This window comes from Microbacterium sp. Leaf159, assembly GCF_001423615.1.
Taxonomy (GTDB): Bacteria; Actinomycetota; Actinomycetes; order Actinomycetales; family Microbacteriaceae; genus Microbacterium.
This window is the reverse complement of sequence record NZ_LMOU01000001.1, coordinates 1,988,224-2,014,929: the sequence shown is the minus strand read 5'-3', so window position 1 is coordinate 2,014,929 and position 26,706 is coordinate 1,988,224. Positions and strand designations below refer to the sequence as shown.

General features: G+C 68.5%; 26 protein-coding genes. 11 read left to right on the top strand and 15 right to left on the bottom strand.

Features of this window, described 5'->3' with window-relative positions; genetic code table 11:
• Window positions 1–61: 61 nt before the first annotated feature.
• The 3 genes from ASF80_RS09400 to ASF80_RS09390 are packed head-to-tail and all read right to left on the bottom strand — an operon-like array spanning window position 62 to window position 3,047.
• A complete protein-coding gene (locus tag ASF80_RS09400) occupies window positions 62–856 on the bottom strand; it encodes a heme ABC transporter ATP-binding protein (RefSeq protein WP_082488253.1) in 795 nt (264 codons plus the stop codon).
• Window positions 853–1,926, bottom strand: a complete 1,074-nt coding sequence (locus ASF80_RS09395) for a FecCD family ABC transporter permease (protein ID WP_056310143.1) — start codon at window positions 1,924–1,926, stop codon at window positions 853–855. The genes ASF80_RS09400 and ASF80_RS09395 overlap by 4 nt, the downstream gene beginning before the upstream one ends.
• Window positions 1,923–3,047, bottom strand: coding sequence for a heme/hemin ABC transporter substrate-binding protein (locus ASF80_RS09390; RefSeq protein ID WP_056310141.1), 1,125 nt, complete (start codon window positions 3,045–3,047; stop codon window positions 1,923–1,925). The genes ASF80_RS09395 and ASF80_RS09390 overlap by 4 nt, the downstream gene beginning before the upstream one ends.
• Window positions 3,048–5,233: 2,186 nt before the next feature.
• On the opposite strand from ASF80_RS09390, the gene ASF80_RS19580 reads away from it, so the two are divergent.
• Entirely contained in the window at window positions 5,234–7,384 is a 2,151-nt protein-coding gene (locus tag ASF80_RS19580) for an HtaA domain-containing protein (protein ID WP_056310135.1), read from the top strand.
• A gap of 101 nt (window positions 7,385–7,485) precedes the next feature.
• Window positions 7,486–7,800, top strand: coding sequence for a hypothetical protein (locus ASF80_RS09370; RefSeq protein ID WP_056310133.1), 315 nt, complete (start codon window positions 7,486–7,488; stop codon window positions 7,798–7,800).
• Between the two features lie 57 nt (window positions 7,801–7,857).
• Here ASF80_RS09370 and ASF80_RS09365 read toward each other — a convergent pair whose 3' ends face one another.
• Entirely contained in the window at window positions 7,858–8,490 is a 633-nt protein-coding gene (locus tag ASF80_RS09365) for a hypothetical protein (protein WP_056310131.1), read from the bottom strand.
• 62 nt (window positions 8,491–8,552) lie between these two features.
• Between ASF80_RS09365 and purM the strand changes: the two genes are divergently transcribed.
• The 3 genes from purM to ASF80_RS09350 are packed head-to-tail and all read left to right on the top strand — an operon-like array spanning window position 8,553 to window position 12,478.
• Window positions 8,553–9,683, top strand: coding sequence for a phosphoribosylformylglycinamidine cyclo-ligase (gene purM / locus ASF80_RS09360; protein WP_056310129.1), 1,131 nt, complete (start codon window positions 8,553–8,555; stop codon window positions 9,681–9,683).
• Between the two features lie 6 nt (window positions 9,684–9,689).
• Window positions 9,690–11,162 (top strand): amidophosphoribosyltransferase, encoded by a 1,473-nt coding sequence (gene purF, locus ASF80_RS09355; protein WP_056310127.1) that lies wholly within the window; start codon window positions 9,690–9,692, stop codon window positions 11,160–11,162.
• On the top strand, window positions 11,159–12,478 hold the full coding sequence (locus ASF80_RS09350) for a CynX/NimT family MFS transporter (RefSeq protein ID WP_056311965.1): 1,320 nt from the start codon (window positions 11,159–11,161) through the stop codon (window positions 12,476–12,478). Before purF ends, ASF80_RS09350 begins: the two co-directional genes overlap by 4 nt.
• Before the next feature lie 32 nt (window positions 12,479–12,510).
• On the opposite strand, the gene ASF80_RS09345 is transcribed toward ASF80_RS09350, so the two are convergent.
• Complete coding sequence (locus ASF80_RS09345) at window positions 12,511–13,332, bottom strand: MOSC domain-containing protein (protein WP_056310125.1); 822 nt, start codon at window positions 13,330–13,332, stop codon at window positions 12,511–12,513.
• A gap of 133 nt (window positions 13,333–13,465) precedes the next feature.
• Window positions 13,466–13,654, bottom strand: a complete 189-nt coding sequence (locus tag ASF80_RS09340) for a DUF3073 domain-containing protein (RefSeq protein ID WP_045254362.1) — start codon at window positions 13,652–13,654, stop codon at window positions 13,466–13,468.
• 149 nt (window positions 13,655–13,803) lie between these two features.
• On the opposite strand from ASF80_RS09340, the gene ASF80_RS09335 reads away from it, so the two are divergent.
• Window positions 13,804–14,346: a universal stress protein gene (locus ASF80_RS09335; RefSeq protein ID WP_056310123.1), complete on the top strand. Its 543-nt coding sequence runs from the start codon at window positions 13,804–13,806 to the stop codon at window positions 14,344–14,346.
• Between the two features lie 108 nt (window positions 14,347–14,454).
• On the opposite strand, the gene ASF80_RS09330 is transcribed toward ASF80_RS09335, so the two are convergent.
• The 8 genes from ASF80_RS09330 to ASF80_RS09295 all read right to left on the bottom strand — a co-directional run bounded on the left by ASF80_RS09330 (window position 14,455) and on the right by ASF80_RS09295 (window position 21,895).
• On the bottom strand, window positions 14,455–15,081 hold the full coding sequence (locus tag ASF80_RS09330; RefSeq protein ID WP_056310122.1) for a PadR family transcriptional regulator: 627 nt from the start codon (window positions 15,079–15,081) through the stop codon (window positions 14,455–14,457).
• Window positions 15,078–15,917, bottom strand: coding sequence for a DUF4097 family beta strand repeat-containing protein (locus ASF80_RS09325; RefSeq protein WP_056310120.1), 840 nt, complete (start codon window positions 15,915–15,917; stop codon window positions 15,078–15,080). Before ASF80_RS09325 ends, ASF80_RS09330 begins: the two co-directional genes overlap by 4 nt.
• A 170-nt stretch (window positions 15,918–16,087) precedes the next feature.
• A complete protein-coding gene (locus ASF80_RS09320; protein ID WP_056310117.1) occupies window positions 16,088–18,574 on the bottom strand; it encodes a glycogen/starch/alpha-glucan phosphorylase in 2,487 nt (828 codons plus the stop codon).
• A 63-nt stretch (window positions 18,575–18,637) separates the two neighbouring features.
• On the bottom strand, window positions 18,638–19,159 hold the full coding sequence (locus ASF80_RS09315; protein WP_056310115.1) for a hypothetical protein: 522 nt from the start codon (window positions 19,157–19,159) through the stop codon (window positions 18,638–18,640).
• A 1-nt stretch (window position 19,160) separates the two neighbouring features.
• Window positions 19,161–19,475, bottom strand: a complete 315-nt coding sequence (locus ASF80_RS09310; RefSeq protein ID WP_157521015.1) for a hypothetical protein — start codon at window positions 19,473–19,475, stop codon at window positions 19,161–19,163.
• Window positions 19,459–20,880 carry a hypothetical protein gene (locus ASF80_RS09305; protein WP_056310111.1) on the bottom strand — a complete coding sequence of 474 codons (1,422 nt, stop codon included), beginning with the start codon at window positions 20,878–20,880 and terminating at the stop codon, window positions 19,459–19,461. Before ASF80_RS09305 ends, ASF80_RS09310 begins: the two co-directional genes overlap by 17 nt.
• On the bottom strand, window positions 20,877–21,632 hold the full coding sequence (locus tag ASF80_RS09300; RefSeq protein ID WP_056310109.1) for an ATP-binding cassette domain-containing protein: 756 nt from the start codon (window positions 21,630–21,632) through the stop codon (window positions 20,877–20,879). Before ASF80_RS09300 ends, ASF80_RS09305 begins: the two co-directional genes overlap by 4 nt.
• 29 nt (window positions 21,633–21,661) lie before the next feature.
• Window positions 21,662–21,895 carry a hypothetical protein gene (locus tag ASF80_RS09295; protein WP_200934758.1) on the bottom strand — a complete coding sequence of 78 codons (234 nt, stop codon included), beginning with the start codon at window positions 21,893–21,895 and terminating at the stop codon, window positions 21,662–21,664.
• A 175-nt stretch (window positions 21,896–22,070) separates the two neighbouring features.
• On the opposite strand from ASF80_RS09295, the gene ASF80_RS09290 reads away from it, so the two are divergent.
• From ASF80_RS09290 to ASF80_RS09280, 3 genes are all read left to right on the top strand, one after another.
• The gene (locus ASF80_RS09290; RefSeq protein WP_056310105.1) at window positions 22,071–22,859 is read left to right on the top strand and encodes a MerR family transcriptional regulator; all 789 of its coding nucleotides are present in this window, start codon (window positions 22,071–22,073) and stop codon (window positions 22,857–22,859) included.
• A 192-nt stretch (window positions 22,860–23,051) separates the two neighbouring features.
• On the top strand, window positions 23,052–23,426 hold the full coding sequence (locus ASF80_RS09285) for a hypothetical protein (protein WP_056310103.1): 375 nt from the start codon (window positions 23,052–23,054) through the stop codon (window positions 23,424–23,426).
• A 4-nt stretch (window positions 23,427–23,430) separates the two neighbouring features.
• The gene (locus tag ASF80_RS09280) at window positions 23,431–24,252 is read left to right on the top strand and encodes a nitroreductase family protein (RefSeq protein WP_056310101.1); all 822 of its coding nucleotides are present in this window, start codon (window positions 23,431–23,433) and stop codon (window positions 24,250–24,252) included.
• Between the two features lie 3 nt (window positions 24,253–24,255).
• Here the strand turns inward: ASF80_RS09280 and ASF80_RS09275 are convergent, their stop codons facing one another.
• Entirely contained in the window at window positions 24,256–25,785 is a 1,530-nt protein-coding gene (locus ASF80_RS09275; protein ID WP_056311963.1) for an FAD-dependent oxidoreductase, read from the bottom strand.
• An 86-nt stretch (window positions 25,786–25,871) separates the two neighbouring features.
• Here ASF80_RS09275 and ASF80_RS09270 point away from each other — a divergent pair, with 86 nt between their 5' ends.
• Together ASF80_RS09270 and ASF80_RS09265 are read left to right on the top strand one after the other, a co-directional pair.
• Window positions 25,872–26,258, top strand: coding sequence for a fluoride efflux transporter FluC (locus tag ASF80_RS09270; protein ID WP_056310099.1), 387 nt, complete (start codon window positions 25,872–25,874; stop codon window positions 26,256–26,258).
• Complete coding sequence (locus ASF80_RS09265) at window positions 26,255–26,614, top strand: fluoride efflux transporter FluC (RefSeq protein ID WP_056310096.1); 360 nt, start codon at window positions 26,255–26,257, stop codon at window positions 26,612–26,614. Before ASF80_RS09270 ends, ASF80_RS09265 begins: the two co-directional genes overlap by 4 nt.
• The last annotated feature ends 92 nt before the right edge of the window (window positions 26,615–26,706 follow it).

The following is a 26,706-nucleotide window of genomic DNA, read 5'->3' as shown; positions in this document are numbered from 1 at the left end:
GCACTTTGCAACTTCCGACCTCTGGAAATTGCAAAGTGCGCGATTCGAAAGCGGCGGCGCGTCAGAGGCCGCGGCGCGCGACCACCAGGGGCACACCGGTGACGGGATGCGGGAACACGTCGACCGGCTGACCGTAGACCTCTTCGATCCTCTCGGCCGTGAGTACCTCGGCGGCCGCACCCGTCGCGGCCACCCGGCCCTCCGAGAGCAGCGTCACGCGATCCGCGTGCGCGAGAGCGGCGTTGAGATCGTGCAGCACGATCGCGACGGCGATGCCGGCATCCGCCTGAGAGCGGATCAGGCGCATCACGTCTTCGTGATGCTTCAGGTCGAGTGCGGCGGTCGGCTCGTCGAGCAGCAGGATGCCGGTGCTCTGCGCGATCACGCGGGCCAGCGCCACGCGGGCGCGCTCGCCTCCCGACAGTGAGGTCACCGCACGGGTCGACAGCGACAGCACCTCGGTCGAAGCCATCGCTGCGGCGACGAGCTCGTCGTCGTCCTCCGTGGCCCCGGTGCGTGCCCACGGCGCCCTGCCCATGCGCACGACCTGCTCGGCGCTGAACGGGAACGACACCGCGTTCTCCTGCAGCAGCACCGCTCGCGCTCGTGCCATGTCCTGCGCGCGGATGCCGGTGATCGGCGAGCCGTCGAGCAGAACCGCGCCCGCGCTCGGGGTCACATCGCCGGCGAGAACTCCGAAGAGAGTCGACTTGCCCGCGCCGTTGGGCCCGACCAGCGCGTGGATCTCGCCCGCTCTGACCTCGATCGACGCGTCGTCGAGGATCGCGCGCTCGCCGCCCACGAGCACGGTGACGCCGCTCGCCTGCAGCCGGGTGGCGATGTCGACGGCGCTCATGCCCATCCTCCCGAGCGGCGGCGCGTGCGCACGAGCAACCAGAGGAAGAACGGTCCGCCGACGAGCGAAGTGATCATGCCGATGGGCAGATCGGCCAGCGGCACCGCCGTGCGGGCGACGAGGTCGGCGATCGCGATCAGCAGTGCGCCGCCGAACGCCGAGGCGATCATGAGCGGAAGGTGTGCGGGGCCGATGATCATGCGCATCAGGTGGGGCACGACGAGACCCGCGAATCCGATGATGCCGGCGAAGGCGACGGCGGCGCAGACCAGCACCGCGACCGTGACGATCACGACCATCCGCAGCACCTCGACGTTGACGCCGAGGTGGCGGGCGGTGCGCTCGCCGAGCGCGAAGAGGTCGAGCTGGGGCGACACGATGAGTGCGACGACGACACCGATCGCGACGAGCGGAGCGACCAGCGCCACGTTCGACCAGAGGGCGCCGTTGAGTGAACCGAGCTGCCAGAACACGATCTGCTCACGCGTCGACGTCGTGCCGAGGAACGTGAGGAAGGCCATGCCCGCGCCCGCGATCGCGTTGATCGCGATGCCGGTGAGCAGCAGCGTGACGACCTCGGTGCGCCCGCCCGATCGGCTGATGAAGTACACCGCGAGCACGGCGATCAGCCCGCCGAGGAAGGCGAACGCGGGGGTGGTCCACATGCCGAACGAGGCGAGGCCCAGGGTGATGCTCGCTGCGGCACCGAGCGCGGCACCGGACGAGACGCCCACGACTCCGGCATCCGCCAGCGGGTTGCCGAAGATCGCCTGCATGAGAACACCCGACACGGCGAGGGCCGCGCCGACGAGCAGGCCGAGCACGAGGCGGGGGAGGCGCAGGTTGTAGATCACGCCGTAGTCGGACGCCTCGGTGGGAGCCCAGGCGGTGTCGATGCCGATACCGCGCAGCAGCACCCCGATGAGGTCGGTGGGGGAGAGCGAATACTGTCCGCTCGTGATCGACGCGATGCAGGTCACGAGCAGAGCGGCGACGAGGCCGATGATGACGAGCGTGAAGCGCAGACCGAGGTGTCTCGACGGCGTGCGGGTGACGACCTCGCCGCTCACTTCGCGGGCTCGGCGGTCGCGGGCTCCGGGGCATACAGGGCGCGGGCGATCGCCTCGATCACGTTCGCCGAGCGGGGGCCGAAGCTGAGGATCTCGCTGTCGGCCATGTCGATCACGCGGCGGTTCGCTCCGGCGGGAGTCTCGGCGATCGCGGGGATGCGCTCGATCAGCCCGTCGATGCCGTCGACGGACTCGAGCCCGTCGGTCATCATCACGAGCACGTCGGGTCGGGCTGCCACGAGCGCCTCGGCCGTCATCGGCTTCATGCCCTCCCACCCGATCTCTGCGGCGACGTCGACCCCTCCGACGGCGTCGATCAGAGAGTCGGCGCCTGAGTCCTCGCCGAAGATGTAATAGATGTTCGCATTGCCGCGCACGTAGAGGAACAGCATCCGCGCCCGGTCTTCGACGTCGGTCGGCACGACCTCGGAGATCTCGGCCAGGGCATCTGCGAGGTCGGCGTCGAGGCGCTCGATCAGGGACGCACCACGAGAGGGCACGCCGAGAGCCGTGGCGATCTCGGTGACCAGCTCGTCGGTGGTGTCGAGGCGTCGGTCGCTCGAGATCACGATGATCGTGATCCCGGCGTCGCGCAGCTGCTGGCGGATCTCCTTCGGGCCGATGGTCGTGTCGGTGAGGATGACGGTGGGGGCGAGCTCGAGGATCGCCTCGGCGTTCAGCGTGTGGCCCGTCTTCGTGACCACGGGAAGGTCTTCGGTACCGGCGAACATCGTCGACGAGTCCCGGCCGACGACCTGGTCGCCGAGACCCAGGGCGAAGACGGTGGAGGCGATCGTGCCCGAGATGTCGATCGGCAGGATGCGGTCGACATCTGTGATCTCGACCTCGCGGCCCTCGCTGTCGGTCACGATCACGGGGAGTTGCGGGGCGGTGTCATCGGCCACAGGCTCGATCGCACGACTCGAGAGGCAGGCCGTGGATCCGCCGGTCGCGCCGCGCACGTCATCGACGAGATCCAGGTCGGCGAGCGAGACGGATGCCTGGGGGCAGGCGTCTGCGGCGTCACTCTTCTGCGGTGCGGCGGAGGCCCCAGGGTCTGCGCACCCGGCGAGGCCGACGGCCAGAACGGCAGCGAGAAGGAGGGCTGAAACGCGGCGCATTAGGCAAGGCTATCCTAAAACTTGACTCGGCCTCGCGGCCGCCTCTATTCTCAGGAATGGAGCTTACTTAGCTAAGCCTAACCAACAATCACCCTCTCGCCCGACTGCATTGCGGCACCGCTGGCGCGCGTCCGTTCCTGCGCGCCCGGAGTCCTGGAGAATCGTGAACGCCACAGCCACAGCATCCACGGGGAGCGGCCGCATACGCGTGCTGCTCGCCGCCCTCGTGTCCTTCGTCCTGATCGCGGCGGGCGCGGTGATCGTTCCTCCCGCGCATGCGGCCGGCGGCTCGGTCGCCGCTTCGGTGACATCTGCCGCCACCACCGGCATCACGGTGCAGGTCGATGCGTCGGGGCTTCCCGAGGTGCCCAGCGCCTACGCCGCGCTGATCGTGAAGGGCACCGAGAGCGGACTCTCCGGCCCCGGTGGTGGATACGCCGCGTTCGCGCAGCCGTTCCCGGCGGTGGCTGCGGGTGCGAGCTCGTTCACGCTGACCGCTCCGGCAGGCTCCCTCGATCGGACGAAGGCCTACGAGGTCCTGATCTGGCAGCAGCACTCGGTGCCGAACGCCGAGACGATCTACGCTCGCGGCGACGTCGCGATCTCGACGACGCAGTGGGATGCCGTCTTCGGTGTGGAGACGACCGACCCGGGCACGGACCCCGGAACGGATCCGGGAACAGAACCAGGAACGGACCCCGGGACCGACCCCGGGACCGACCCCGGCACCGACCCCGGAACGGACCCGGGAACGGACCCGGGAACAGACCCGGGCGAGGTCGAGCCCGCCGCTCCCTCGATCCAGGTGTTCCTCGCCGACGGCACCACGCCGGCAGGCACGACCGCACTGAAAGCAGGCGACAAGGTCATCGTGAAGGGTTCGGGCTACGACCCGACCGCGAACGTCGGTGGCCGCGGAGTGCCGATCCCGGCGAACCTGCCGCAGGGCACCTACGTGGTCTTCGGCAACTTCGCCTCGGCGTGGCAGCCCTCCGCGGGGGCCGCGAGTGCGACGCGTTCGGTCGGTTCGCAGGCGTGGGCCCTCTCTGAGACCGTGCTCGACCAGGTCCCGGCTCAGTACCAGGCCGCGNCGCCGCCGACGGCACGTTCCAGGCGACGCTGACCCTCAAGGACTCCGCGACGACCCCCGGGTCGTACGGTGTCTACACCTACGGCGCCGGCGGCGTCACCAACGCCGCCCAGGAGCAGGCCGTCGCTCTGAACTACACGATTCCGCCGAAGATCACCGTCGCATCCTCCCTCGCCACGGGCGAACCGGGGATCACCACGAAGGTCACCGGGACCTCGTTCGGTTCGGCGACCGGCGTCTACGCCGCAGTGATCGAAGCGGGCACCGAGGCGAATGTCACGGCCGGCGGCGGATTCGCGGCCATGCAGTACGTGCGCGGCGTCGCCGGTGGTGCGTTCACCGTCGATCTCACGGCCGAGGCCGCGGATCTCGACCGCACCAAGAACTACGAGGTGATCGTCTGGACGCAGCACACGCTGCCGAACGCCCAGACCATCCTCGCCCGCGCCGCCGTCACGATCAGCGACGCCGACTGGGACGCCCTCGAGCCCGCGGCGCCATCGATCGAGGTCTTCCTGGCAGACGGCACCACGCCGGCCGGCACGACCGCACTGAAAGCAGGTGACAAGGTCGTCGTGAAGGGTTCGGGCTACGACCCGACCGCGAACGTCGGTGGCCGCGGTGTGCCGATTCCCGCAGATCTCCCGCAGGGCACGTACGTCGTGTTCGGCAACTTCGCCTCCACGTGGCAGCCGTCCGCGGGGGCTGCGGGCACCGCCCGCTCGGTCGGCGCGCAGGCATGGGCCCTGTCGGCTGACGTCCTCGACCAGGTCCCGGCTCAGTACCAGGCAGCCNCGCCGCCGACGGCACGTTCCAGGCGACGCTGACCCTCAAGGACTCCGCGACGACCCCCGGGTCATACGGCGTCTACACCTACGGCGCCGGCGGTGTCACCAACGCCGCGCAGGAGCAGAGCGTCGCCCTGAACTACGGCCTCTCGCCCGCAGTCACCTCGACCGTCAAGAGCGTCACCGCGGCCGAGGGCCTGACGGTCACGGCTGCCGGATCGAAGCTCGGCGACATCACCGGGGCCTATGTCGCGCTGATCGAGAAGGGCACCGAGGCCGATGTCACGTCGGGTGGTGGCTTCCTCGGCATGCAGTTCGTGCGTGGCATCACGGGTGGCGCGTTCAGCGTCGACCTGACGGCGGCGACCGAGTCGCTCGACCGCGCCGAGACGTATGAGGTGATCGTGTGGCAGCAGCACACGATGCCGAACGCGAGCACGATCTACGCCCGCTCGACCGTCGTGATCAGTGACGCGAACTGGAACGCACTGTTCCCGGCCCCCGCGGCATCCGTCTCGACGAGTGTGAAGACGGCGACGGCCGCCGACGGCCTGACGCTGGCCACCACCGGCGCGAACCTGGGTGACATCGCCGGTGCCTACGTGGCTCTGATCGAGAAGGGCACCGAGGCCGACGTGACGGCCGGCGGAGGCTTCCTCGCGATGCAGTACGTCCGCGGCATCACGGGTGGCGCGTTCAGCGTCGACCTGAACTCGTCGGCCGACACGCTCGACCGCACCAAGACCTACGAGGTCATCGTGTGGCAGCAGCACACCCTGCCGAACGACAGCACGATCTACGCCCGTTCGACGGTCGCGATCACCGAGGCCCAATGGGATGCGCTGAAGGGTGAGAAGCCCGAGAACCCGAACCCCCCGGTCACCGTTCCGACGACTCCTGCGGTCTCGGTCCCCGGTGGATCGCTGCGCTGGGGCATCTCGACGTCGTTCACGCAGTACGTGGTCGGCGACATCGCCAAGGGGGCGATCGACGTCTCGGGTGGGGCCACCCGATCGGCCGGGCTCTTCCAGTTCGGTCAGACGGTCGGCGGTGACTACAGCACGGCGACCGGCCTCGGCAGCGTCGTGTACCGCGGTTCGGTGCGATTCACCGGCCATGGCGGCGTGCTCGACGTGACCGTGTCCAACCCGCAGGTCAGCGTCACCTCCGCGGGTGCTGCGACCCTGTACGTCACGCATGCCGGCGCCCAGGTGGCGTTCGCGACGCTCGACCTGTCTCGGGCCGTCGTCACCACCGCGAACGGCGCGGTCACCTACTCGGGTGCTCCCGCCACTCTCACGGCGGACGGACGCAACCGCGTGCTCGCCGGCTTCTCGACGAACCTCGACCCCGTGTCCTTCACGATCGGGTCGGTGGCGGCAGCGCCGTCGGGTACGACCGGCACGGTGGCGGCCGCCGTGCTGAAGGCCAAGACGACGCTCCCGGCGACCCCGCCGGCGACCACGGGCATCGAGATCGACGAACAGAGCCTGGCGGCGCTGCAGTCCGGCAAGACCGCGACGTTCTCGGCATCCGGGTTCCAGCCGAACGAGACGGGCATCAAGGTCGTCGTGTACTCGACGCCCGTGCTGCTCGACACCATCTCGGCGGATGCCGCCGGCATCGCGACCTGGACCGGAACGCTGCCGGCGAGCCTCGAGGACGGCGTGCACACACTGACCCTGCAGGGGTCCGTCTCTCGCGGCCTCGAGTTCACGCTGGCACGGGAGACCGCCGTGATCGGCGCCTGCACGGTCGACGGCGCCACGCTCGAGTGGGGCTACAAGGAGTCGTTCCGCACCTACATCGAGGGCATCGCCGCCGGTGGCTGGACGCTCACAGACGTCGCCTATGAGTACCCCGACTACGTGTGGTCGAGCGGCACCGGCTCGTTCGACGACGAGACCCTCACCGGACTCGTCACGTTCGGCGGCAGCATCAACTTCACCGGCCACAGCGGCGCGCTGAACACCACGCTGGCGAACGCGCGGGTCGAGCTGGCCGGAGACACGGGCTACCTCGTGTTCGACGTGCTCGGCACCACGCAGGACGGCCAGAGTGTCGACCAGAAGGCGGTCCGCCTCGCGGAGTTCGCCCTGGGGGATGCCGCGGTGATCGACGGAGTGCTCTCGCTCGAGGCGATCCCGACGACTCTCACCGAGGCGGGTGCCGCAGCATTCGGCACCTACGCCGCAGGCGAGGAGCTCGACCCGGTGACCGCGCTGCTCCCGGTCGCGGCCGAGTGCGGCGTCGCTGTCGAGGAGGACGAGCCCGCCGAGTCCGAGGGCACGGCGGCCGCCGCATCCGTCACGGCCGTGGCCGACACCGAGGGTGCCCCGGTCTGGCCGTGGATCGTGGGAGGGCTCGTGGTCGTCGTGCTCGCCGTCGGCGGCGGTGTGCTGATCGGACGCCGCACCAGGGCGACGGCCGAGAACGCCGAGGTCACGACCGAGGTCTGATCCGCCGCAGAACGGCGACGCCCTCCCCGCAGCGGACGCGGGGAGGGCGTCGCTCTGCGCAGGAGGGCGCGACCCACAGCCAACGGTGGGACAATGGATGCATGTCCTCCCACGATTCCTCCCAGACGGTCGAGGCGACCGTCCGACGCGTGCCGCGATTCGGCGTGTTCATGGGCATCGGCGTCGTGCTCGGCATCATCGCCGCCGGCATCCTGACGATGGTGGGCAGTTACGAGCCGTCCGACGCCGTGAACGTCGTCTACCCTCCCGGCCAGGTCTTCGGCTTCCTGCTGCTGTGGACGGTGCCGATCGGCTTCGCGCTCGCGAGCATCGTCGCCCTCATCCTCGAGCGCGTCGCCCGACGCCACGACCATGTCGTCAAGGTCGAGCACGAGACGATCATCGAGAACGACTGATCGCTGTCTCCTGACAGCTGTCGCCTGAGCGCGGCCGCGTGGCCGCGGGTTCTCGACCTATGCCAGTTCGGCGATGATCGGCCGGATGGCGGCGTCGAACGACACCACGTCGCGACGCAGACCGTCGGTGACGGCCACAGTCAGCGCTCCGATCCACCAGATACCGCGCTGTGAGAACGGCAGGACCTGCACGTTCAGCTCGAACGAGTGCGCGCGGCGACCGATGTCACGCTCGAACTCTGCGATCGCGCTGGCGTAGGCGCGGTACGCCTCGCCGCCGATCGTGCCGTTGCCCGACCGGGTCGCCATCGAACTGCGGATCGACGACACATAGCGGTCGTGCGAGACGCGGGCGTAGTGCAGGGTGGATGCCGCGTGCGGCACGATCGCCTCGGACAGCTGCTCGGATCCGGACGCGGGCAGGGCGACGAGCGTGTCGAAGCCCTCTATGAGCTCGAGCGGAACTCCGGATGGATGCGCTCGGGGCTCGACCGTCATGTCCCAGTACTCCCGCCACTGCTTCTCGAGCTCGGGGGTGACGTCGGTGGCGTCGGGGGCTCTGACGGGCAGATCCCGCAGGCTCGGAAGATCTTCGGGGGCGCGGATGCCGAGCGATTGCCGCAGCGCGAGCGCGACGAGCACCGGAACGCTCGCGTCCTCGCGGATCAACCACTGCGGCTTGTCGGCCATGGCCCCATCGTAGGAGATGGAGGGAGGGGAGAGGAGGTCTCCGCGGGCGGTAGGCTGGACGCGTGGCTGCCTCCCCCACCAATCCCTATTCCGAAGCCGGCGTCGATACCGCTGCAGGCGATCTCGCCGTCGAGCTGATGAAGTCTTCCGTGCGCGCGACGCACGGCCCTGAAGTGTTGGGCGGTGTCGGCGGATTCGCCGGACTGTTCGACGCGAGTGCACTGCGCGACTTCCGTCGCCCGCTGCTCGCGACCAGCACCGACGGCGTCGGCACGAAGGTCGCCATCGCGCAGGCCATCGACAAGCACGACACGATCGGCCAGGACCTGGTCGGCATGGTCGTCGACGACATCGTCGTGGTGGGTGCCAAGCCGCTCTTCATGACCGACTACATCGCATGCGGCAAGGTCTTTCCGCAGCGCATCGCCGACATCGTGCGCGGCATCGCCGAGGCGTGCACCGCCACGGGCACCGCGCTCATCGGCGGCGAGACCGCCGAGCACCCCGGCCTTCTCGGCCCGCGCGACTACGACGTGGCAGGTGCCGCCACAGGTGTCGTCGAGGCCGACGGCATCCTCGGTGCCGACCGCGTGCAGGACGGCGACGTCGTGCTCGCCGTCGAGTCCAGCGGACTGCACTCCAACGGCTACTCGCTCGTGCGCCACATCGTCACGAACGCCGGCATCGGCTACGGCGACAACGCCGCCGACTTCGGCAAGACCTGGGGCGAGGCTCTGCTCGAGCCGACCCGCCTCTACACGCTGCCGCTGCTGCGCCTCATCGAGCGGCTCGGCGGCGCGACAGGCGAGGGCGGCGTCCACTCGCTCAGCCACGTGACCGGCGGCGGCATCGCGGCGAACCTCGCCCGTGTGCTCCCGCAGGGCAGCTGGGCCGAGGTCGACCGCAGCACCTGGTCGCCGAGCCCGGTCTTCCGTGTGCTCAGCGACATCGCGGGCTCCACGCTGGAGTCGGCCGAGGGCACCTGGAACCTCGGCATCGGATTCCTCGCGATCATCGCGGCGGACAAGAAGGATGCCGCGATCGCGGCCCTCGCAGCCGAGGGCATGCCCGCATGGCAGGTCGGAACCGTGGGCTTCGGCGCGCGTCCGGCAGGAGAGTTCGAACAGGGCGCCAAGGGCGTCGACGGTGGAGCGGTGCGCCTGGTCGGCGCCTACGCGGACGGAGCGAAGTAAGAGCCCATGTGCGGCATCGTCGGAATGGTGGGCTCTGCCCCGGTCAATCAGGACATCTACGACGCACTCCTGCTGCTGCAGCACCGCGGCCAGGATGCGACGGGAATCGCCACAGCTGAGGCGAACGGCGTCATGCACAACGCCAAGGCGCAGGGCATGGTGCGCGAAGCGTTCCGCACCCGTGACATGCGGGGGCTCCTCGGGAACGTCGGGCTCGGTCATGTGCGCTACGCGACCAAGGGCACGGCCTCGAACGAAGAGGAGATGCAGCCGTTCTACGTGAACGCACCGTACGGCATCATCCTCATCCACAACGGCAACCTGACGAACACGCGCGAGCTCACGGCCGACATGGCCAAGCGCGACCGCCGTCACCTCAACTCGTCGAGCGACACAGAGCTGCTGCTCAACGTCCTCGCCGGCGAACTGCAGAACACGACGTCGACGGTCGACCTCGACGCCGAGCGCATCTTCGAGGCCGTCGAGCGCACGCATGAGCGCATCGAGGGTGCCTACGCCGTCATCGCGGTGATCGCCGGATACGGTCTGCTCGCTTTCCGCGACCCGTTCGGCATCCGCCCCCTCATTCTCGGCCGTCGCCCCTCGACCGTCCCCGGCGCAGAGGGTCGCGACGAGTGGGTCGTCGCGAGCGAGTCGCTGGTGCTCGAGAACGCCGACTACGAGGTCGTCCGCGAGGTCGAGCCGGGTGAGGCGATCTTCATCACGAACGAGGGCGAGCTGCACAGCAGGCAGTGCGCGAAGGATGCCGTGCTCGCGCCGTGCGCTTTCGAGTACGTCTACCTCGCGCGTCCCGACTCGGTCATGAACGGCGTCTCGGTCTACGAGTCGCGTCTGCGCATGGGTGACCGTCTCGCCGACACGATCGCGAAGCACGTGCCGATGGACAAGATCGACGTCGTCATGCCGATCCCCGACTCCTCCCGCCCCGCGGCGATGGAGGTCGCCCGCAAGCTGGGTATCGAATACCGCGAGGGCTTCTACAAGAACCGCTATGTCGGCCGCACCTTCATCATGCCCGGCCAGGCGGTGCGCAAGAAGAGCGTGCGTCAGAAGCTCAACGCGATGTCGACCGAGTTCCAGGGCAAGAACGTGCTGCTGATCGACGACTCGATCGTGCGCGGTACGACGTCGAAGGAGATCATCCAGATGGCGCGGGATGCGGGCGCCACCTCGGTCACCTTCGCCTCCGCGGCGCCGCCCGTGCGGCATCCGCACGTGTACGGCATCAACATGCCGTCGCGTCACGAGCTCATCGCCCACGGGCGCACGATCCCCGAGATCGCCGCCGAGCTGGGCTGCGACCACCTGGTCTACCAGGAGGTCGACGATCTCAAGGCCGCGATCACCGAGGGATCGGTGCTCAGCGACCTCGACATGAGCTGCTTCGACGGAAAGTACGTCACGGGCACCGTGTCAGACGAATACCTCGCGTGGGTGGAGGGGTCGCAGACCTCGTGACCTCGCGTGCGCAGCCGCTCTGGCGCGGACGTGCGCTCGCGCTGATCGGCATCGTGCTGGTCGCGTTCTCATTGCGGTCCGCCGTGGCATCCCTCTCGCCGGTGATCGATCACATCGCCGAGGAGTTCACGGTGTCGTCGGTCGTGGTCGGACTGATCGGCGCCGCCCCGCCGGTGTGCTTCGCGGTGTTCGGCCTGCTCACCCCCGTGTTCGAAGGTCGATTCGGCCTCGAACGCGTCGCGGTCGTCGCGATCGGTCTGATCGCCGCCGGGCTGCTGCTGCGAGGCCTCGCCGTCGATTCGACCTCGCTGCTCGCAGCGACGGCCGTGGTGTTCGCCGGAGTCGGCTCGGGCAACGTGCTGCTGCCGCCGCTCGTGAAGAAGTACTTCCCCGATCGCCTCGGTCTGATGATGACCGTGTACTCGACCACCATGGCGGTGTCGACGTTCGTGCCGCCGCTGGTCGCGGTGCCGGTCGCCGACTCGGCGGGGTGGCGAGTCTCGCTCGGCATGTGGGGCGTGTTCGCCGCGATCGCCCTGGTGCCGTGGGTGACGATGCTGATCACGCACCGAGCGGATGCCGTCGCGGCGGCGTCGAGCGCATCCCGCCCGCCTGAGTCTTCCGACGCCGCGGAGGCAGCGGACGAGTCGTTCGATGCGGCATCGATGGCGACCGGCCCGATCGCCACGACCCCGGCGAACCCCCGAGTCTTCGGTCGGCTCTGGCGGCTGCCCATGGCCTGGTCGATCGCGCTGGTCTTCGCGTCCTCCTCGACGATCGCCTACGTGTCGTTCGCCTGGCTGCCCACGATCATGATCGATGTGGGAGGCGTGTCACCCGCCAACGCCGGACTGCTGCTGTCCCTGTTCGGGCTCATGGGTCTGCCGTGCTCGCTGCTGGTCCCGATCCTCATCGTGCGCTTCCAGGCGACTCGTCCGGTCTTCTTCAGCGCGATCGCCTCCGGGCTCATCGGACTCGCGGGGATGCTGTTCCTCCCGACCGTGGGCATGCCGCTGTGGGTGGCGTTCTTCGGCCTCGCTGCCGCGCTGTTCCCGCTCGCGCTGGTGCTGCTCAGCATCCGCGCCCGCACGCCCGAGAGCGCCGTCGCGCTCAGCGGGTTCGTGCAGAGCATCGGCTATGCGGTGGCTGCAGTGTTCCCGCTGCTGATCGGGCTGCTCCACGACGCGACCGACAGTTGGCTGATCCCGCTCTGGCTGCTCGTGGGCGTGCTGATCGCCGTGATCCCCGCAGGGTGGATCGCGGGTCGGCGCCGCACGATCGAAGAGGACTGGGAGCGCCGGCACGGCCGCTGGTGAGTCGAGCGTGGTGACCTCAGTGCGCCGCGGCTTCAGTGCGCGGTGACTGCATCGCCGAGACGGATGGTGCCGCCCGTCCAGGGGGTCTGCGCGTCGGCTGACGCGGAGCCGGGAAGGAGAAGCCGCCCGAGGGTGGGCTCGGCCTGCGAGAACGCGGTGGTGAGTGTCGTGAGCACTTTCGCGTCGCGCACGCCGGTGTCGGGGTTCGCATGCGTCGCCAGGCATCGCACGATGGGGCCCGCGGCCTCGAAAGACACGTCGCCGACGATCACCTCACCCGTCCATTCGAGTTCCGACCACGCGGCGACATCGTCGATGACGATGTTCGAGCGGAAGCGGCGGTCGTCGACATCCGTGCCGAGGGCCTCGCCCAATGCGCTCACGCTGCCGCTGCTGTGCACGGAGACGTAGCCGCGGGGGCGATCCTGGAACCTCGAAGTCGCACCGTCTCCGACGAGGACAAGGGGCAGCCGCCCCGGGCGCTGGATTCTGCGGCCCTCGGCGCTTGTGAGGACGAACTCCGTCACCGCATCCGCGAGCTGCGTGCGCCCGTCGTCGTCGAGCCCCGCCTCCACGAGGACTGACCCGGAATGCTCGATGCGCACGCGTCGCTCCTGGTCGTCGTAGCGGGTCCGCAGCGAGGCGAGCGTCGGGAAGTCCTGAAGCGAGAGCCCCTTCGCCTTCGGCCAGTAGTCGAGGCCGTCGCGATCCTCCGGCGTCGTCGCATCCCCGAAGCGGAACGCGAGCACTCTGTCGCCGGCTATCCGACCGTCGGGCTGCACCGTGAGCCTGTCGACGGACTCGGCCGTGAAGCCCTTGATCGGATGACGGTAGAGCGAGACGACGTGTGCCATGGGGCGATTCTGTCAGGTGAGAGACGCCGCATCCGTGACCGGCGCCGCGATCACGGCACGGTGTTCCGAGATTCCGGACACGACGAAACCCCCGTGGGGTACACGGGGGATACGACGACGAACGAAAGGGCGGTCAGGCCTTTTCGAGCTCGTCCTCGTCTTCGTCTGCATACTCGTCGGCCCACTTGTCGACGTATGCATCTTCAGAGTCGCTCGGGTGCGCGAGCTCGCGCTCGAGCGCCGAGTAGTTCACCGACGGACTGAACGACTTCAGTTCGCGGGCGATCTTTGTGTGTTTCGCCTTTTGACGGCCACGGCCCATGCCTGAGACCCCCTCACGAGTTAAGCTGCGGGCAACAACAGGCCCGAGTCATTCACGACACCGGCTGAGGGCCGGTAAGAGTAGCATTCAGAATAGCACGCGGCCAGACCGCACTGGCCCGTTGGCAGCTGGTGAAGGGAGCGATCCTCATGACCGACAACACCTCGACGCCCTCCGACGAGGCCGCGCAGAACGCGACACTGCAGAAGGCAGTGATCGTCGGGATGCAGCCGGGGCAAGCCGCGCGAGTGATCGAAGAAGCCGCGAGATTCGCACGGCTTCTTCGCGTGCCGCTCGTGGTCGCCCACGTCGACGTCACGCGCTTCGTCACCTACGAAGATCCTGACGGGTATGTGCATTCGGCACCCATTGACATCAACTTCGACGCGGGCACGGCCGAGTTCGAAGCCGTGCAGGCCGAGGCGTCAGCCGCACTCGACGGCACCGGCCTCACCTGGACCGCCCGTCAGCTCGTCGGAGACCCGGCGCTCGCCATCAAGGCGCTCGCCAACAAGCTCGATGCGCAGCTGATCGTGGTCGGCACGCGCAAGCGCGGCATCGGCGAATCCATCCGCGAGTTCTTCACCGGCTCGGTCGCCGCCCGCCTCGCCCACCGCCAGCACCGATCGGTGCTCGTCGTTCCGCTGCAGGATCCTGTGCCCGACACTCAGCCCGAGATCTGGACCGAGTAGGCAGCTCGTCTCGTCTCGTCTCGTCTCGTCGCGGCGCTCCTCGCTCGACGACCGGAGCTGTTCCTCCCGGTCGTCGAGCGGGCGGAGCGAGACGAGATGTGTGAGGACTCAGCGCCCGAGCGACGACAACGCGGTGGTGATGCCGCGAGCGGCGGCATCCAGTCCGTCCTCCAGCTGCGTGACCACGGATGAGGGGAGCGTGCCGCCCTTCGCGATGTGTGTGCGCAGGTCGGTGCGCACTCGTGCGCGGAAGGCGTTGATGACGGCATCCGCTCGGTGCATCTCTTCACGCGTGATGATGCGCTCGTCGTCGCCCGCGGTGCGGGGTCGGGATTTGGATGCTGCGCGGTCGTCCTTCTCAGCGGTGGCGAGGTCGGCGCGGAGGCTCTTCATCGCCTCCTTGACGCTCTGGCGAACCTCGTTGGCGATCAGCCGCACCGAATCGGTGAGTCCCGCCTCGATGCCGGCGAGGTCGCCCTCGCGGGCTGCGAGCTCGGTGCGTCCGGCATCCGTGATCGCGTAGATCGTGGTGCGGCCGTCGACGGTCTTCGAGACGAGCCCCTCTTCCTCGAGCTTCGCGAGTCGGGGGTAGATGGTGCCGGCGCTCGGGGTGTAGGTGCCACCGGTGCGGTCGGTCAGAGCCTGGATGATCCCGTAGCCGTGCTGAGGCGCCTCGGCGAGCAGCGACAGGAGGTAGAGCCTCAGGTCGCCGTGGGAGAAGACTGCGGGGCTCATGCTTCCCACTCCGCATCGTTCGTGATCGAGGCGGGCGTGCGCCGCAGCACCGTCACGCCACCCGAGACGGAGTTGGCGCGCAGATCGACGAAGCGTCCCGCGAGCTCGCCGGTCGAGCCCGTGTAGTTGCTCGGACCGGAGGCGCTGCGCTCGATGCCGTCGATCAGGAGGCGTCCGCTCAGCGAGCGCACGACGTAGTTGGCGGCGAGCGACTCGTCGAGGCGCACGGTGGTGCCGCCCGAGACGGAGTTGACGTTGATCGTGTTCACATCTCCCGCGGCATCGACGAGCGTCGAGCCCGACACGATGTCGACGGTCGCGCGGCGGACGGTGCCGGTGACGGCCACATCTCCCGAGACGCTGTTCGCGCTGATGGAACCGGTGAGACCGCGCACCTGCACGTCGCCCGAGACCGAGTTCACGGTCAGGTCGCCGATCAGGGTGTCGACGATGATGTCGCCCGAGACGGTGTTGAGGCGGGCGTCGTTGCGGATGCCGGAGACCAGCGCGCCTGCGCTGACGACGCCGAGGTTGAGGGCGATCGAGCGGGGGACCGCGACGCTGACCTCGGCCCTGGGGCCGCCGGAGCCGAAGTTGCGGAACACCTCGAGGAAGTTGTCCCAGCCGAGCTGCGGGTGGTCGATCTCGACCTCGCCGTCGTTCGACTCGATGCGGAGGTCCTTGGTGGTCACACCATGGACCTCGATGCGGATGCCGGGTTCGTCGTGCGCGATGACGTCGACCTGGCCGCCGACCAGACCGATCTTCAGGCGGGTGACGTTCTCGATGTCGATGACGCGTTCTTCGCCCGGGGCGATGAGCCACTTCTCGGTCATGTCTGCTTCTCCTGTGTTGAGGGAACACGATATATCGTGTTCAGGAAGAGTAACACGATATATCTCGACTTTGTCAAGACGGGGCTCCTCCACGCTCTCCGATCGCAGTTTGTGTCGCTCACATCTTCTGCGAGAGGCACAAACTGCGACCGGAGTTCTGCGGGGTCGCCTCAGACGAGCGGAGGGGTATGCCAGATCCGGTCGATGTAGTCGCGGATCGAGCGGTCGGACGAGAAGAAACCCGTCCGGGCGACGTTGAGGATCGCCGAGCGGGTCCACGCGTCCTGGTCGGCGTATGCGGCATCCACTCTGCTCTGCGCCTCGATGTACGACGCGTAGTCGGCGAGCACCATGAAGCGGTCCTCGTAGAGCAGGTTCGACACCACGGGCTCGAACACCGAGCGGTCGCCGCGCGAGAAGGCGCCGGAGGCGATCAGGTCGATCGCCCGACGGAGGCCCTCGTCGGCCTGGTAGAAGTCCTGCGGCCGGTAACCGCGGATGCTGAGGTCTTCGACCTCGGGCTCGCTCATGCCGAACAGGTAGAAGTGGTCATCGCCGACGAGTTCGCGGATCTCGACGTTCGCACCGTCATCCGTGCCGATCGTGAGAGCGCCGTTCAGGGCGAACTTCATGTTGCCGGTGCCCGACGCCTCCTTGCCGGCGAGCGAGATCTGCTCCGAGAGGTCGGCTGCGGGGATCACGCGCTCGGCGAGGGTCACGTTGTAGTTGGGCGGGAAGACGACCTTCAGTCGCCCTTCGAGACGAGGGTCGGTGTTCACGACCTCGCCGACGGCGTTGATCAGATGGATGATGCGCTTCGCCATCGCGTAGCCGGGTGCTGCCTTCGCCCCGAAGATCGCGGTGCGCGGCACGACGTCCGACACGGCGATGCGCCCCGAGATCACGCCCTCGTAGGTCGTGACGATGTGCAGCACCTTCAGCAGCTGCCGCTTGTACTCGTGCAGGCGCTTGACCATGACGTCGAGCATGTGGCCATCGCTGATCTCGACGCCGTCGCGCTCGCGCAGCACTTCGCTCAGGCGGCGCTTGTTCGCCGCTTTCACGCCCGCGAAGGCCGCCCGGAACTCGACATCCTCGGCGAACGGCTCGAGCTCACGCAGCCGTTCGAGGTCGGTCGTCCAGCCCTCCCCGATCGCCGCGGTGATGAGCGACGAGAGCTCGGGGTTCGCGAGACGCAGGAACCGACGAGGGGTGACGCCGTTCGTGACGTTCGTGAACTTGCCCGGGAAGAACGCATCGAAGTCGTGGAGCACCTTGTCGCGCAGCAGCTGTGAGTGGAGCTCTGCGACGCCGTTGACCTTCGCGCCGGCGACCGTCGCGAGGTACGCCATGCGCACCGAACGGACCGGATGCTCGGCGATGATCGACATGTTGCGCACGAGCATCTCGTCGTCGCCGTAACGCTCGCGCACCGCCAGGAGGAACTCGTCGTTGATGCGGTAGATGATCTCGAGGTGCCGCGGCAGCAGTCGGCCCATCAGCTCGACCGGCCAGACCTCCAGCGCCTCAGGAAGCAGCGTGTGACACGTGTAGGCGAAGCACTGCCGGGTGATCGCCCACGCGGCATCCCATTCGAGGTGCTTCTCGTCGATGAGCACGCGCATGAACTCCGGCACCGCGATCACCGGGTGGGTGTCGTTGAGCTGGAAGATCACGCGCTCGGGCAGGTTCGCGAGGTCGAAGCCGTCGGCGAGCATGTTGTCGAGGAAGTCGTGGATCGAGGCTGCGACGAAGAAGTACTGCTGCTGCAGGCGCAGCTCCTTGCCCTGCGGGGTGGAGTCCTCGGGGTAGAGCACCTTCGAGATGTTCTCGGCGAAGGTCTGAGCCCGCACCGCCTCTTCGTAGTCGCCCGAGTTGAAGATGCGCAGGTCGAAGGCGCTGGTGGCGACAGCGCTCCAGAGGCGCAGTGTGTTGACTCGGCCGTTCCGGAAACCCGGGACCATGTAGTTGTAGGGCACGGCCTGCACGTTCCAGGCGGGCACCCAGCGGCTGCGGGTGATGCCCTCGTCGTCGTACTTCTCGGTGTGGCCGCCGAACGCGATGGTCTGCGCGTCTTCGGGGCGGGCGAACTCCCACGGAGAGCCGAGAGCGAGCCACGCATCCGGCTGCTCGACCTGCTGTCCTTCGACGAACGTCTGGCGGAAGATGCCGTATTCGTAGCGGATGCCGTAGCCGATGCTCGGCACCGCCATCGTGGCGAGCGAGTCGATGAAGCAGGCCGCGAGGCGTCCGAGTCCGCCGTTGCCGAGACCCGGTTCGACCTCGTGTGCACGGAGCTCGTCGAGCGAGACGCCGCACGAGGCGAGCGCCTCGCCGGCGACCTCGGTGAGGTCGGCCGCGAGCAGGTTGTTGTCGAGCTGACGGCCGAGCAGGTACTCGGCCGAGAGATAGCAGACGCCCTTCGCCTGCACCTCCTTCTGGTGCCGTACGTCTTCGAGCCAGCGCGCCATCAGATAGTCGCGCACGGTGTGGGCGAGCGCGAGGTAGCGGTCGTTCGCGCTGGATGCCGACAGGGCGACGCCGCGGTCGAAGTTGAGGTTGTGCAGGAACCGCTTCGCGAACTCGTCCGCCGTGCTCGGCGGTGCGATCACGGGGGCGAGGGCGAGCGGATGCAGGGGAGAGCGTGATTCGGGCACGTGACGACCGTAGCGAGAGCCAGGACGATTCGTGTGACGGGCGGATGAAGAATATCGGTGGGGTCACTCCTGTCGAGGGGATCGGGTGGCGCTCCGCGCCCGCATGGCGGCGAGCAGGATCCGGCCGTCGGTGAAGAGCGGGACGAGGAACACCGCATGCGCCAGATACCACCCGTGCACCTGCAGTTCAGGCACGACGAGCCAGAGGATGCCGCCGGCGACGACGCACCCACCCGGCCCGGCCAGTGCCGCGAGTGCGGCGTCGCGGCGCGTGATGCGCCCGTGGGGCGCGATCGAGATCCGCCAGGTCGAGCGTTCGAGGGTGAACGCCGTCACCCCTCGCGCTCGCGAGAGCACGGCGAGGTGTCCGAGCTCGTGCACGGCGAACGATCCGCCGAGACCGAGGACGTAGTGCGCGCCGAGCATCGCCACCGCGCTGAGGATCGCGTCCTGCTCCGTGATGACGGCGACAGAGACGACGACCGCGCTCAGGGCGACGAAAGCGGCGTGCATCGGCCAGGCGGCGAGCAGCAGCCAGCGGCACACGAGTCCCGCGTCGAGGTGCGAGGTGCGGACCGACCACACGTCATTCCGCCTGCGCGAGGAGGTGCCTCCTCCGCTCGAGCAGGCTGTCGTGCACGGCGAACACGGCGAGCGCGAAGACGGCGGCGACGACGACTGCGAGAACCAGGGGGAGCGGGTCGTTGACTCCCGTTCCGAGCTGGGTCGCGCCGTCGGCGGTCTGACGAACCTCGACGAAGACCGAATCGAAGAATCCGAGTCGGCGCCCCTCAGCGGAACCTCCTGCGAACATCAGCCAGATCGCGGTGGCCACCGCCGATCCTGCGATGAGGACGAGAGCTCCGACCGCGCTGACGGCGACCCTAAACAACCACTTCATGACGAGCGGTCCTTTCTATCCTGTCCATCCCGGTGATGGAGAGAGCGGCGGCGACGAGAGTGAGGACGAGCATCACTCCGATCGTGAACAGTGCGGGCAGGCCCAGGAGGTTCGTGCCGAGCATGATCGTCCCGGTCACGAGCCCTGCGACGGCGGCCCCGGCGATCACCGAGAACGGATTGCCCTTCTCCGGCGGGAACGCGATCCCCGCCAGCGTGAGCACGACGATGTTCGACACGGCGAAACCGACGACCGAGAGGATCTCCGCGGCCTGCGAACCCGTCAGGGCAGACAGCACGCTGATCGGCACCGCGATGATCGCGAGAGTGACGAGTTGAGGGGCGAGTACCAGACCGTATCGGTGGGTCGCGCTGTGGCGGCGGGGCCCGCACGCGCGCAGCGGCTCCGTCGAGACGAAGGCATAGACCGACTGCACGGTGACGGCCAGCAGGAGGAGCGGGGGGAGCCGGACATCGGCCAGGAAGAGCGCGTAGGAGCCGGCCAGGGAGATGCCGCAGACCGTGATCGTCTCGATGCCTCGGATGTGTGCGGCGAAGTACGCGCCGAGCTCCGAGCCGCCGAAGAGGCGGGGGACGATCGCGAAGCGTCGAGTCGGATCGAACTGCCGAGGGGCCATCGCCAGGACCACGACGACCAGGAGTGCGATCGCGGCGAGCCAGGCGGCCGTCGCGACGAGCATCCCGTGCTGCGCCGCGATGTCGGCGAACAGCAGCTGGATCACGAAGTGGTCGTCGCCCTGGCCGATCGCGGCGAAGAGCACGCGCTCGGACTGCGAGGACACTCCGAGGTAGACGCCGATCAGGGTCGCGCCCAGCACCACCGGCACGACGAAGGCGCGGAGCCGTGCGAGACGGAGCCGCAGCAGCAGCCGCTCCATACCGAGGTAGTACGCACTCGCCGCCAGGTAGGCGACGACCATCGGCATCACCAGGCACGCGATGACCTCGTCGAGGATGCCGACGCCGCCGATCGCGACGGTCCCGGTGACCAGCGCTCCGAGCATGACGGTGACGCCGATGCCCACGACCGAGGTCTCGAACAGCATGAACCCCAGGGTTCGCGCCCGGTTGGTCAGCGGGAACGAGTAGGTGAGCTCGAGAAGGTCTCCCGACTTCAGGAACAGCACTCGCACGACGGTGAACACCGTGAGGACCCACAGCGGGGTGGACACTCCGACGACGCGCAGGAGGGGCGACAGCTGCGCGGGTTCGCTGATGAGCTGGCGGAGCGCGATCACCCCGAACCCGCAGAACCCGATGAACGCGGCGAGGGCTGCGAGCCCGATCGTCCAGCGGACGGACGGCCTGCGCAGCACGCCGCGGCGGGCGATGCGCCGGACCAGGAACACCGAGAGGAATGACGCGAGCTGCAACGAGGGGTTCACTCGGATGCCTTCGCACGCTGCGCGATCGCGCTCTTGACCAGGGCGTCGACCGAGCCGAACTCGCGCAGGATGCGGGGGAGCGGAAGGTCGAAAGCGATCTCGCCGCCGCACAGCACGATGATGCGATCGCAGACCGCTTCGAGGAGCCGGAAGTCGTGGCTGCACAGCAGCAGCCCTCGCGACTCTCCGAATCGGGATGCATCGGTCTCGAACTCGAACAGTGCATCGACGTCGACGCCGTTGAGGGTCTCGTCGATGATCGTGAGAGGGCGCTCGAGCAGGAGCGTCGAGATGAGCTGGATCTTCTTGCGCATGCCGTGGGAGTAGTCCTCGATGAGGTCGAACTGGCGTGCCTCCAACTGGTACCTGTCGAAGAGCTCGTCGATCCGTGAGGCATCAGGGCTGTGCCGATACAGACGGTGCATCAGATCGACGTACTCGCGTCCTGTCAGGAACTGCGGGAGGTAGTCGTTGCTGGCGATGAAGGCCAGCCGCTCCCGCGATTCACGGACCTGGTGAGGGCGACCCGCGATGCGGATGCTCCCGTGAGTGAGCTGCAGCAGGTCGGCTGTGAGGCGGATGAGCGTGGACTTGCCCGATCCGTTCGGCCCCACCAGCCCGACCTTCTCGCCTCGTTCCACGGCGAAGGACACATCGTGAAGCGCCGGAGCCCGCTTCGAGTACGCGAACGACACGGAGGAGACATCGAGAAGGATCTGCGGGTTCCGGGCGGCGCCGTCGCGCCCGGACATCGACGTCGATGCCCGGGCGCGACGTGGGCTTAGACGCATTCGACCCACACGGAGACGCCGCTCTTGCCCCACTGCCAGTTGCCGGTGAAGCGCCTGCCGCCCGCCTTGAAGAAGCACCACAGTGCCAGTGCCGCGAGGAACGCGACGCCGAACACGAGGATCGCCGCGATCAGCACCAGCCACCAGGCATCCAGGCGCAGGATCGCGTCGTCGAGTGCATCCTGAGCGCGACGCTTTATCAGCGTCGGCTCGATCATCGCCATCAGGGACATATATCTACCTCCATCTATTCGGACAAGGTGAGGCTGTCATCCGATGATGACTAAAGCTAGTCATATGAGTGCAGAATGCCGACATTCATGAATTCAGTTGACATTGACGCTACGTCAACTTCTACGGTGGAGTCATCGACACATCGAGCCACGGAAGGAGGACGCCATGACCGGCCGAGACTGGTCCATCCAGGAGATCGCCCGACTCGCGGGCACCACCAGCAGGACGCTGCGTCACTACGACGACGTCGGCCTGCTTCGGCCGTCGCGCATCGCGCACAACGGCTATCGGCACTACGACGAGTCCGCCCTCGTGCGCCTGCAGCGCATCCTGCTGCTGCGCGAGCTCGGACTCGGACTGCCCCAGATCGCCGAGGTGCTGAACCCGACGGACGCGCGGCAGAGCGAGGAGTCCGCTCTCGAGACACACCTCGCGCTGCTGCGCGAGGAGCAGAACCGGCTGGCGCGACAGATCGCGTCGGTCGAGAGCACCATCGACGCATTGAGAGGAGGTGAAGAACTCATGGCAGAGAACATGTTCGACGGTTTCGACCACACCCGGTACCGGGAGGAGGTCGAGCAGCGTTGGGGCCGCAAGACCTACGCCGACAGCGACCGCTGGTGGCGCGGGATGACCGACGCCGAGCGCGCCGACTGGCAGCAGCGCGTCTCCGACCTCGGTCGGGACTGGATCGCCGCCGCCGAGAGCGGCCTCGACCCGGCATCCGCTGAGGCTCAGGATGTCGCCCGTCGTCACGTCGAGTGGCTGACCGGGATCCCCGGAACCCCCGCGTCCGCGCCCGGTGGAGACGTCAAGGCGTACGTGCTCGGGCTCGGTGAGATGTATGTCGCGAACCCGCGCTTCGGCGCGAACTATGCGACGTCCGCCGGAGGCACGCAGGGTGCCGAGTTCGTCCGCGACGCGCTCCGCGTCTACGCGGACGGCAACCTGTAGCCGCTGGACCGCATCCGCCGCCTCGTGCGGGGTCACCAACGCATCCCAATCGTCCGATTCGGGCGCGCTATTGACCACGCACGGGGCGCAGGGTGCGTTTCTGACCCCGCACCGAGAAGCCGTGCTTTGCACAGATCGAGACACCACGGCAAGACCGAGATCGGATGCCGCGACTGGGCGTAGGGTCGTGCCATGGCCCCCCGCCGCAGACGCACCGATGCCGCGCCACTGTTCACGGTGGCTGCGGGCGCCTATGTTGCGAACGTCGCCCTCGGCTCGGCCGTCGCCGCGAAGATCATCGACACGAGCGACTTCCGCTGGCTGCATCACGCGATCTACATCGCCACCTGCGTGGCCTCCGCTGCCGCATTCTCGGCGATCGTCTGGGGCAACCCGAAGCACGCCAGCCGCCGCGCAGCCCTCGCTCTCGCACCGGCCGCCGCCCCGCTCGCCGCCATCCCGTACCTGGGTACGCACAGCCGACGGCATCCGATCGTCGCGCTCGCCGCGGCTCCCTTCATCGTCGCGGGCCTCGTGTGCGCGCGCCTCACCACCGACCGGAAGTGAACGCATGGAACTGCTCGACGCCATCCGCCGCCGCAAGACCACCAACGGGCCTTTCCTGCCCGACCCGGTGTCGGAGGAGCATCAGCGCATCCTGCTCGAGGCCGCAGGGCGCGCGCCGTCGCAGCTGAACAGCCAGCCCTGGCGCTTCGTGGTCATCGAGAACCGCGAGACCATCGACAGGATCGCGCGCATCTCGGGCGAGAGCATGACCGAGGCCATGTCGAACGGCACGTTCTTCGAGCGCTACAAGCCGTACTTCCGGTTCAGCCAGGCCGAGATGGAGGAGAAGCGCAGCGGGATGCTGTTCGACAAGCTCCCCGCCGCTCTCCGCCCGTTCACGAGCCAGGTGTTCACCAAGCGCGGCCAGAAGCTGATGAACACGTTCGGGGTGCCCAAGACCCTGGGCGAGGAGAACCACAAGCTCGTCGCGGGGTCGCCGCTGCTGCTCGGCGTGATGCTCGATCGCAGCGAATACCGACCGGGTCGGCTGTCGTCGTTCTACTCGGTGTTCAGCATGGGCGCGGCGATGGAGAACGTCTGGCTGAGCACGGTCGAGCTCGGCATGGGCATCCAGTTCATCTCGTTCCCGATGGAGGTTCCGGGGCAGTGGGACGAGATCGTCAAGCTGCTGCGCGTGCCCGACGACCTCGAGCTCATGGCCGTCTACCGCCTCGGCTACCTGCCGCCCGAGCAGCGACGCCCGGCCATCGACTGGTCGAGCCACCAGCGCAAGCTCGCCTCGCAGTACGTGTTCCGCGAGAACTGCGACGAGCCCCAGCAGGGCTGGGACTCCCCGCCTCCGGGCGCCGACGCGCCGCGGGGCTGACCCTCAGCCCCCGCTCTTGCGCGGGAGGACCTTCAGATCCTCCACCGCGGGGCCCTCGATCCGGGTGCCGTCGGCCGCGAAGCGCGAGGCATGGAGGGGGCAGTCCCAGGTGCATTCCGCGTCGTTCCACGCGAGGACACCGCCCAGGTGCGGGCACACGGCCGACACGGCACGGGTGACCCCGCCGACGGTCGAGATGGCCACAGGGCGTCCGCTGCGGTTCGCGACCACGCCCTCGCCCTCTGCCGGCTTGGCGACGGGGACGGGCTGACGCTCGGCCTCGACCCATCCGGTCGTCGCTGCGGCCGCGACCTTCGCACCCTCGACCGCTCCTCGGGCGAGGTCGGCGGGGACCGTCAGTCTCGTGCCGATCTTGACCATCCACGACGGGCGGTCGTGCCAGTTGGCACCGAGGATCTCGGCGGTCAGGCGCAGAGCGGCGGCCGGAGCGTTCGACAGCCCCCACTTCGCATAGCCCGTCGCGAAGCGGATGACGCCGAGTCCGCGCGGCATCGCGCCGACGAACGGGATCTGGTTGTGCGACTCGTAGTCCTGAGCAGACCACCGGTGCGTCTCCTCGGCGTCGGGGAAGTACTGTCTCGTCCACTCGACGAGGTCGTCGACTGCGGCGGCCTCACCGTCGGAGCGCCCGACCGGATGCCCGTTGCCGCCCACGACGAGTCGCGTGTCGCCGCCGGGGCCGTCGGCGTCGGAGACGGGGCGGATCGAGCGCGTGGACCCGTCGACCGAGATGTACGTCGAGGTGGGCAGATCGCCGCGCACGCGGAACGAGACGCAGTACGACCGGAACGCCCGCATCTTGGCGAAATACAGTCCCCGGTCGAGGATCGGGGATCCGGTGGCGATCACGATGTGCTCGGCGAACATCGGTCCGACCGGTGTCTCGACGCGAGGATCGGGAAGGGCGTGCGTCGCCGTGACCCGCACCCCGGTGTGCAGCGTCCCGCCAGCGGCCAGGAGCTCTTCGGCGAGCGCCTGCGTCACCAGCGCGGGATCGATCGTCACCTGCTCGTCGAGCGCGACCGCACCGAAGACCGGGAACGCCAGGGAGGAGAGCTCGTCGCGCGTCAGCATCCGGGTGGGGAGGCCCGCCTCGCGCGCTGCGTCATGCACCTCGCGCACCGCGTCCAGTCCGCTCGGATCCTGCGCGTAGGAGTGATCGGTGCGGCGTTCGTACGAGACGCCGGCGTGGTCGGCGAACGCGACCAGCCAGTCCATGCCCTCGCGGTTGCCGTCGACGTAGGCGTGGACGAGCGAGGCGGGATGGTGCGCGCGGATGTCGGCGAGGCGCTTGCCCTGCAGCAGCGACAGCTTGCCGGTGTTGCCGCCGGTCGCGAGCTCGGCCACCTCGCCCGCCTCGATCACCGCGACGTCGAGACCTGCTCGGGTCAGCATGACGGCGGTGGTCAGGCCGGTGAGGCCCGCGCCGACGATGATGACGTCGTGCCGTGCTCCCGGGTCGAACGGCGTGCCGGTGGGCGGGGTCCGGTCGATCTTCCACAGTGGCTTCATGGCGTCAGTCTTCGCCCCGGCGGCGCTGAGCCACACCGGGTTGACATTCGACGGGTGCACCCCAACGACGAGACTAGAGTGGCGGCGTGACCGCTCGCCGCCTGCTCCTCGTCTTCGCAGGCGGGAGCATCGGCACCGCCGCGCGACTCGCGGTCGGGCTCGGGATGCCGGATGCCGGCGGCATCCCGTTCGCCACCCTCGTGGTCAACGTGCTCGGGTCGCTGCTGATCGGCATCCTCGCTGCGCGTCTGCCGCAGACCACCGGCCTGCGGCTGTTCCTCGGCACCGGTGTGCTCGGCGGGTTCACCACCTACAGCGCCTTCATGACCGGAACGGTCGCACTGTGGTCCGCTGCTCCTGTGCTCGCGTTCGCCTATGCCGCCGGCAGCCTCGTGCTCGGCCTGGGCGCGGCAGCGCTGGGCCTGCGGCTCGGCCGACCGCGCGCGACGCCTCTCTCCGGGGCCTCAGCATGAACCCGCTGTTGTTCGTCGGGGCCGCGCTCGCCGGGGGAGTAGGCGCCGTGCTCCGCTACGTCGTCGACCTCGGGGTCGCGAAGGTCGCGGGCCGACGCTTTCCGTGGGGCATCCTCGTCGTCAACCTCAGCGGATCGTTCGCACTCGGCCTCGTGACCACGGCGCTGCCCGCAGATGCCTTCCTCCTCGGGGCGGGTCTCCTCGGCGGCTACACGACGTTCAGCACCGCGATGCTCGACGCCGTCGCGCTGTGGCGGGACGGCGAGCGCGCCGCATCCGCGTTCGATGCGATCGGGATGCTGCTGCTGGGGATTCTCGCGGCCGGCCTGGGACTGGCGCTCGGCTCCGCGCTCTGACCTGAGCCCACGACGCCGGTGCGTCCGCGCCGCGCGAAGTTCGATGCTTGCGCGCTCCCCACCTGTCGGGTTAGTCTCCTTGCTAATCGTTT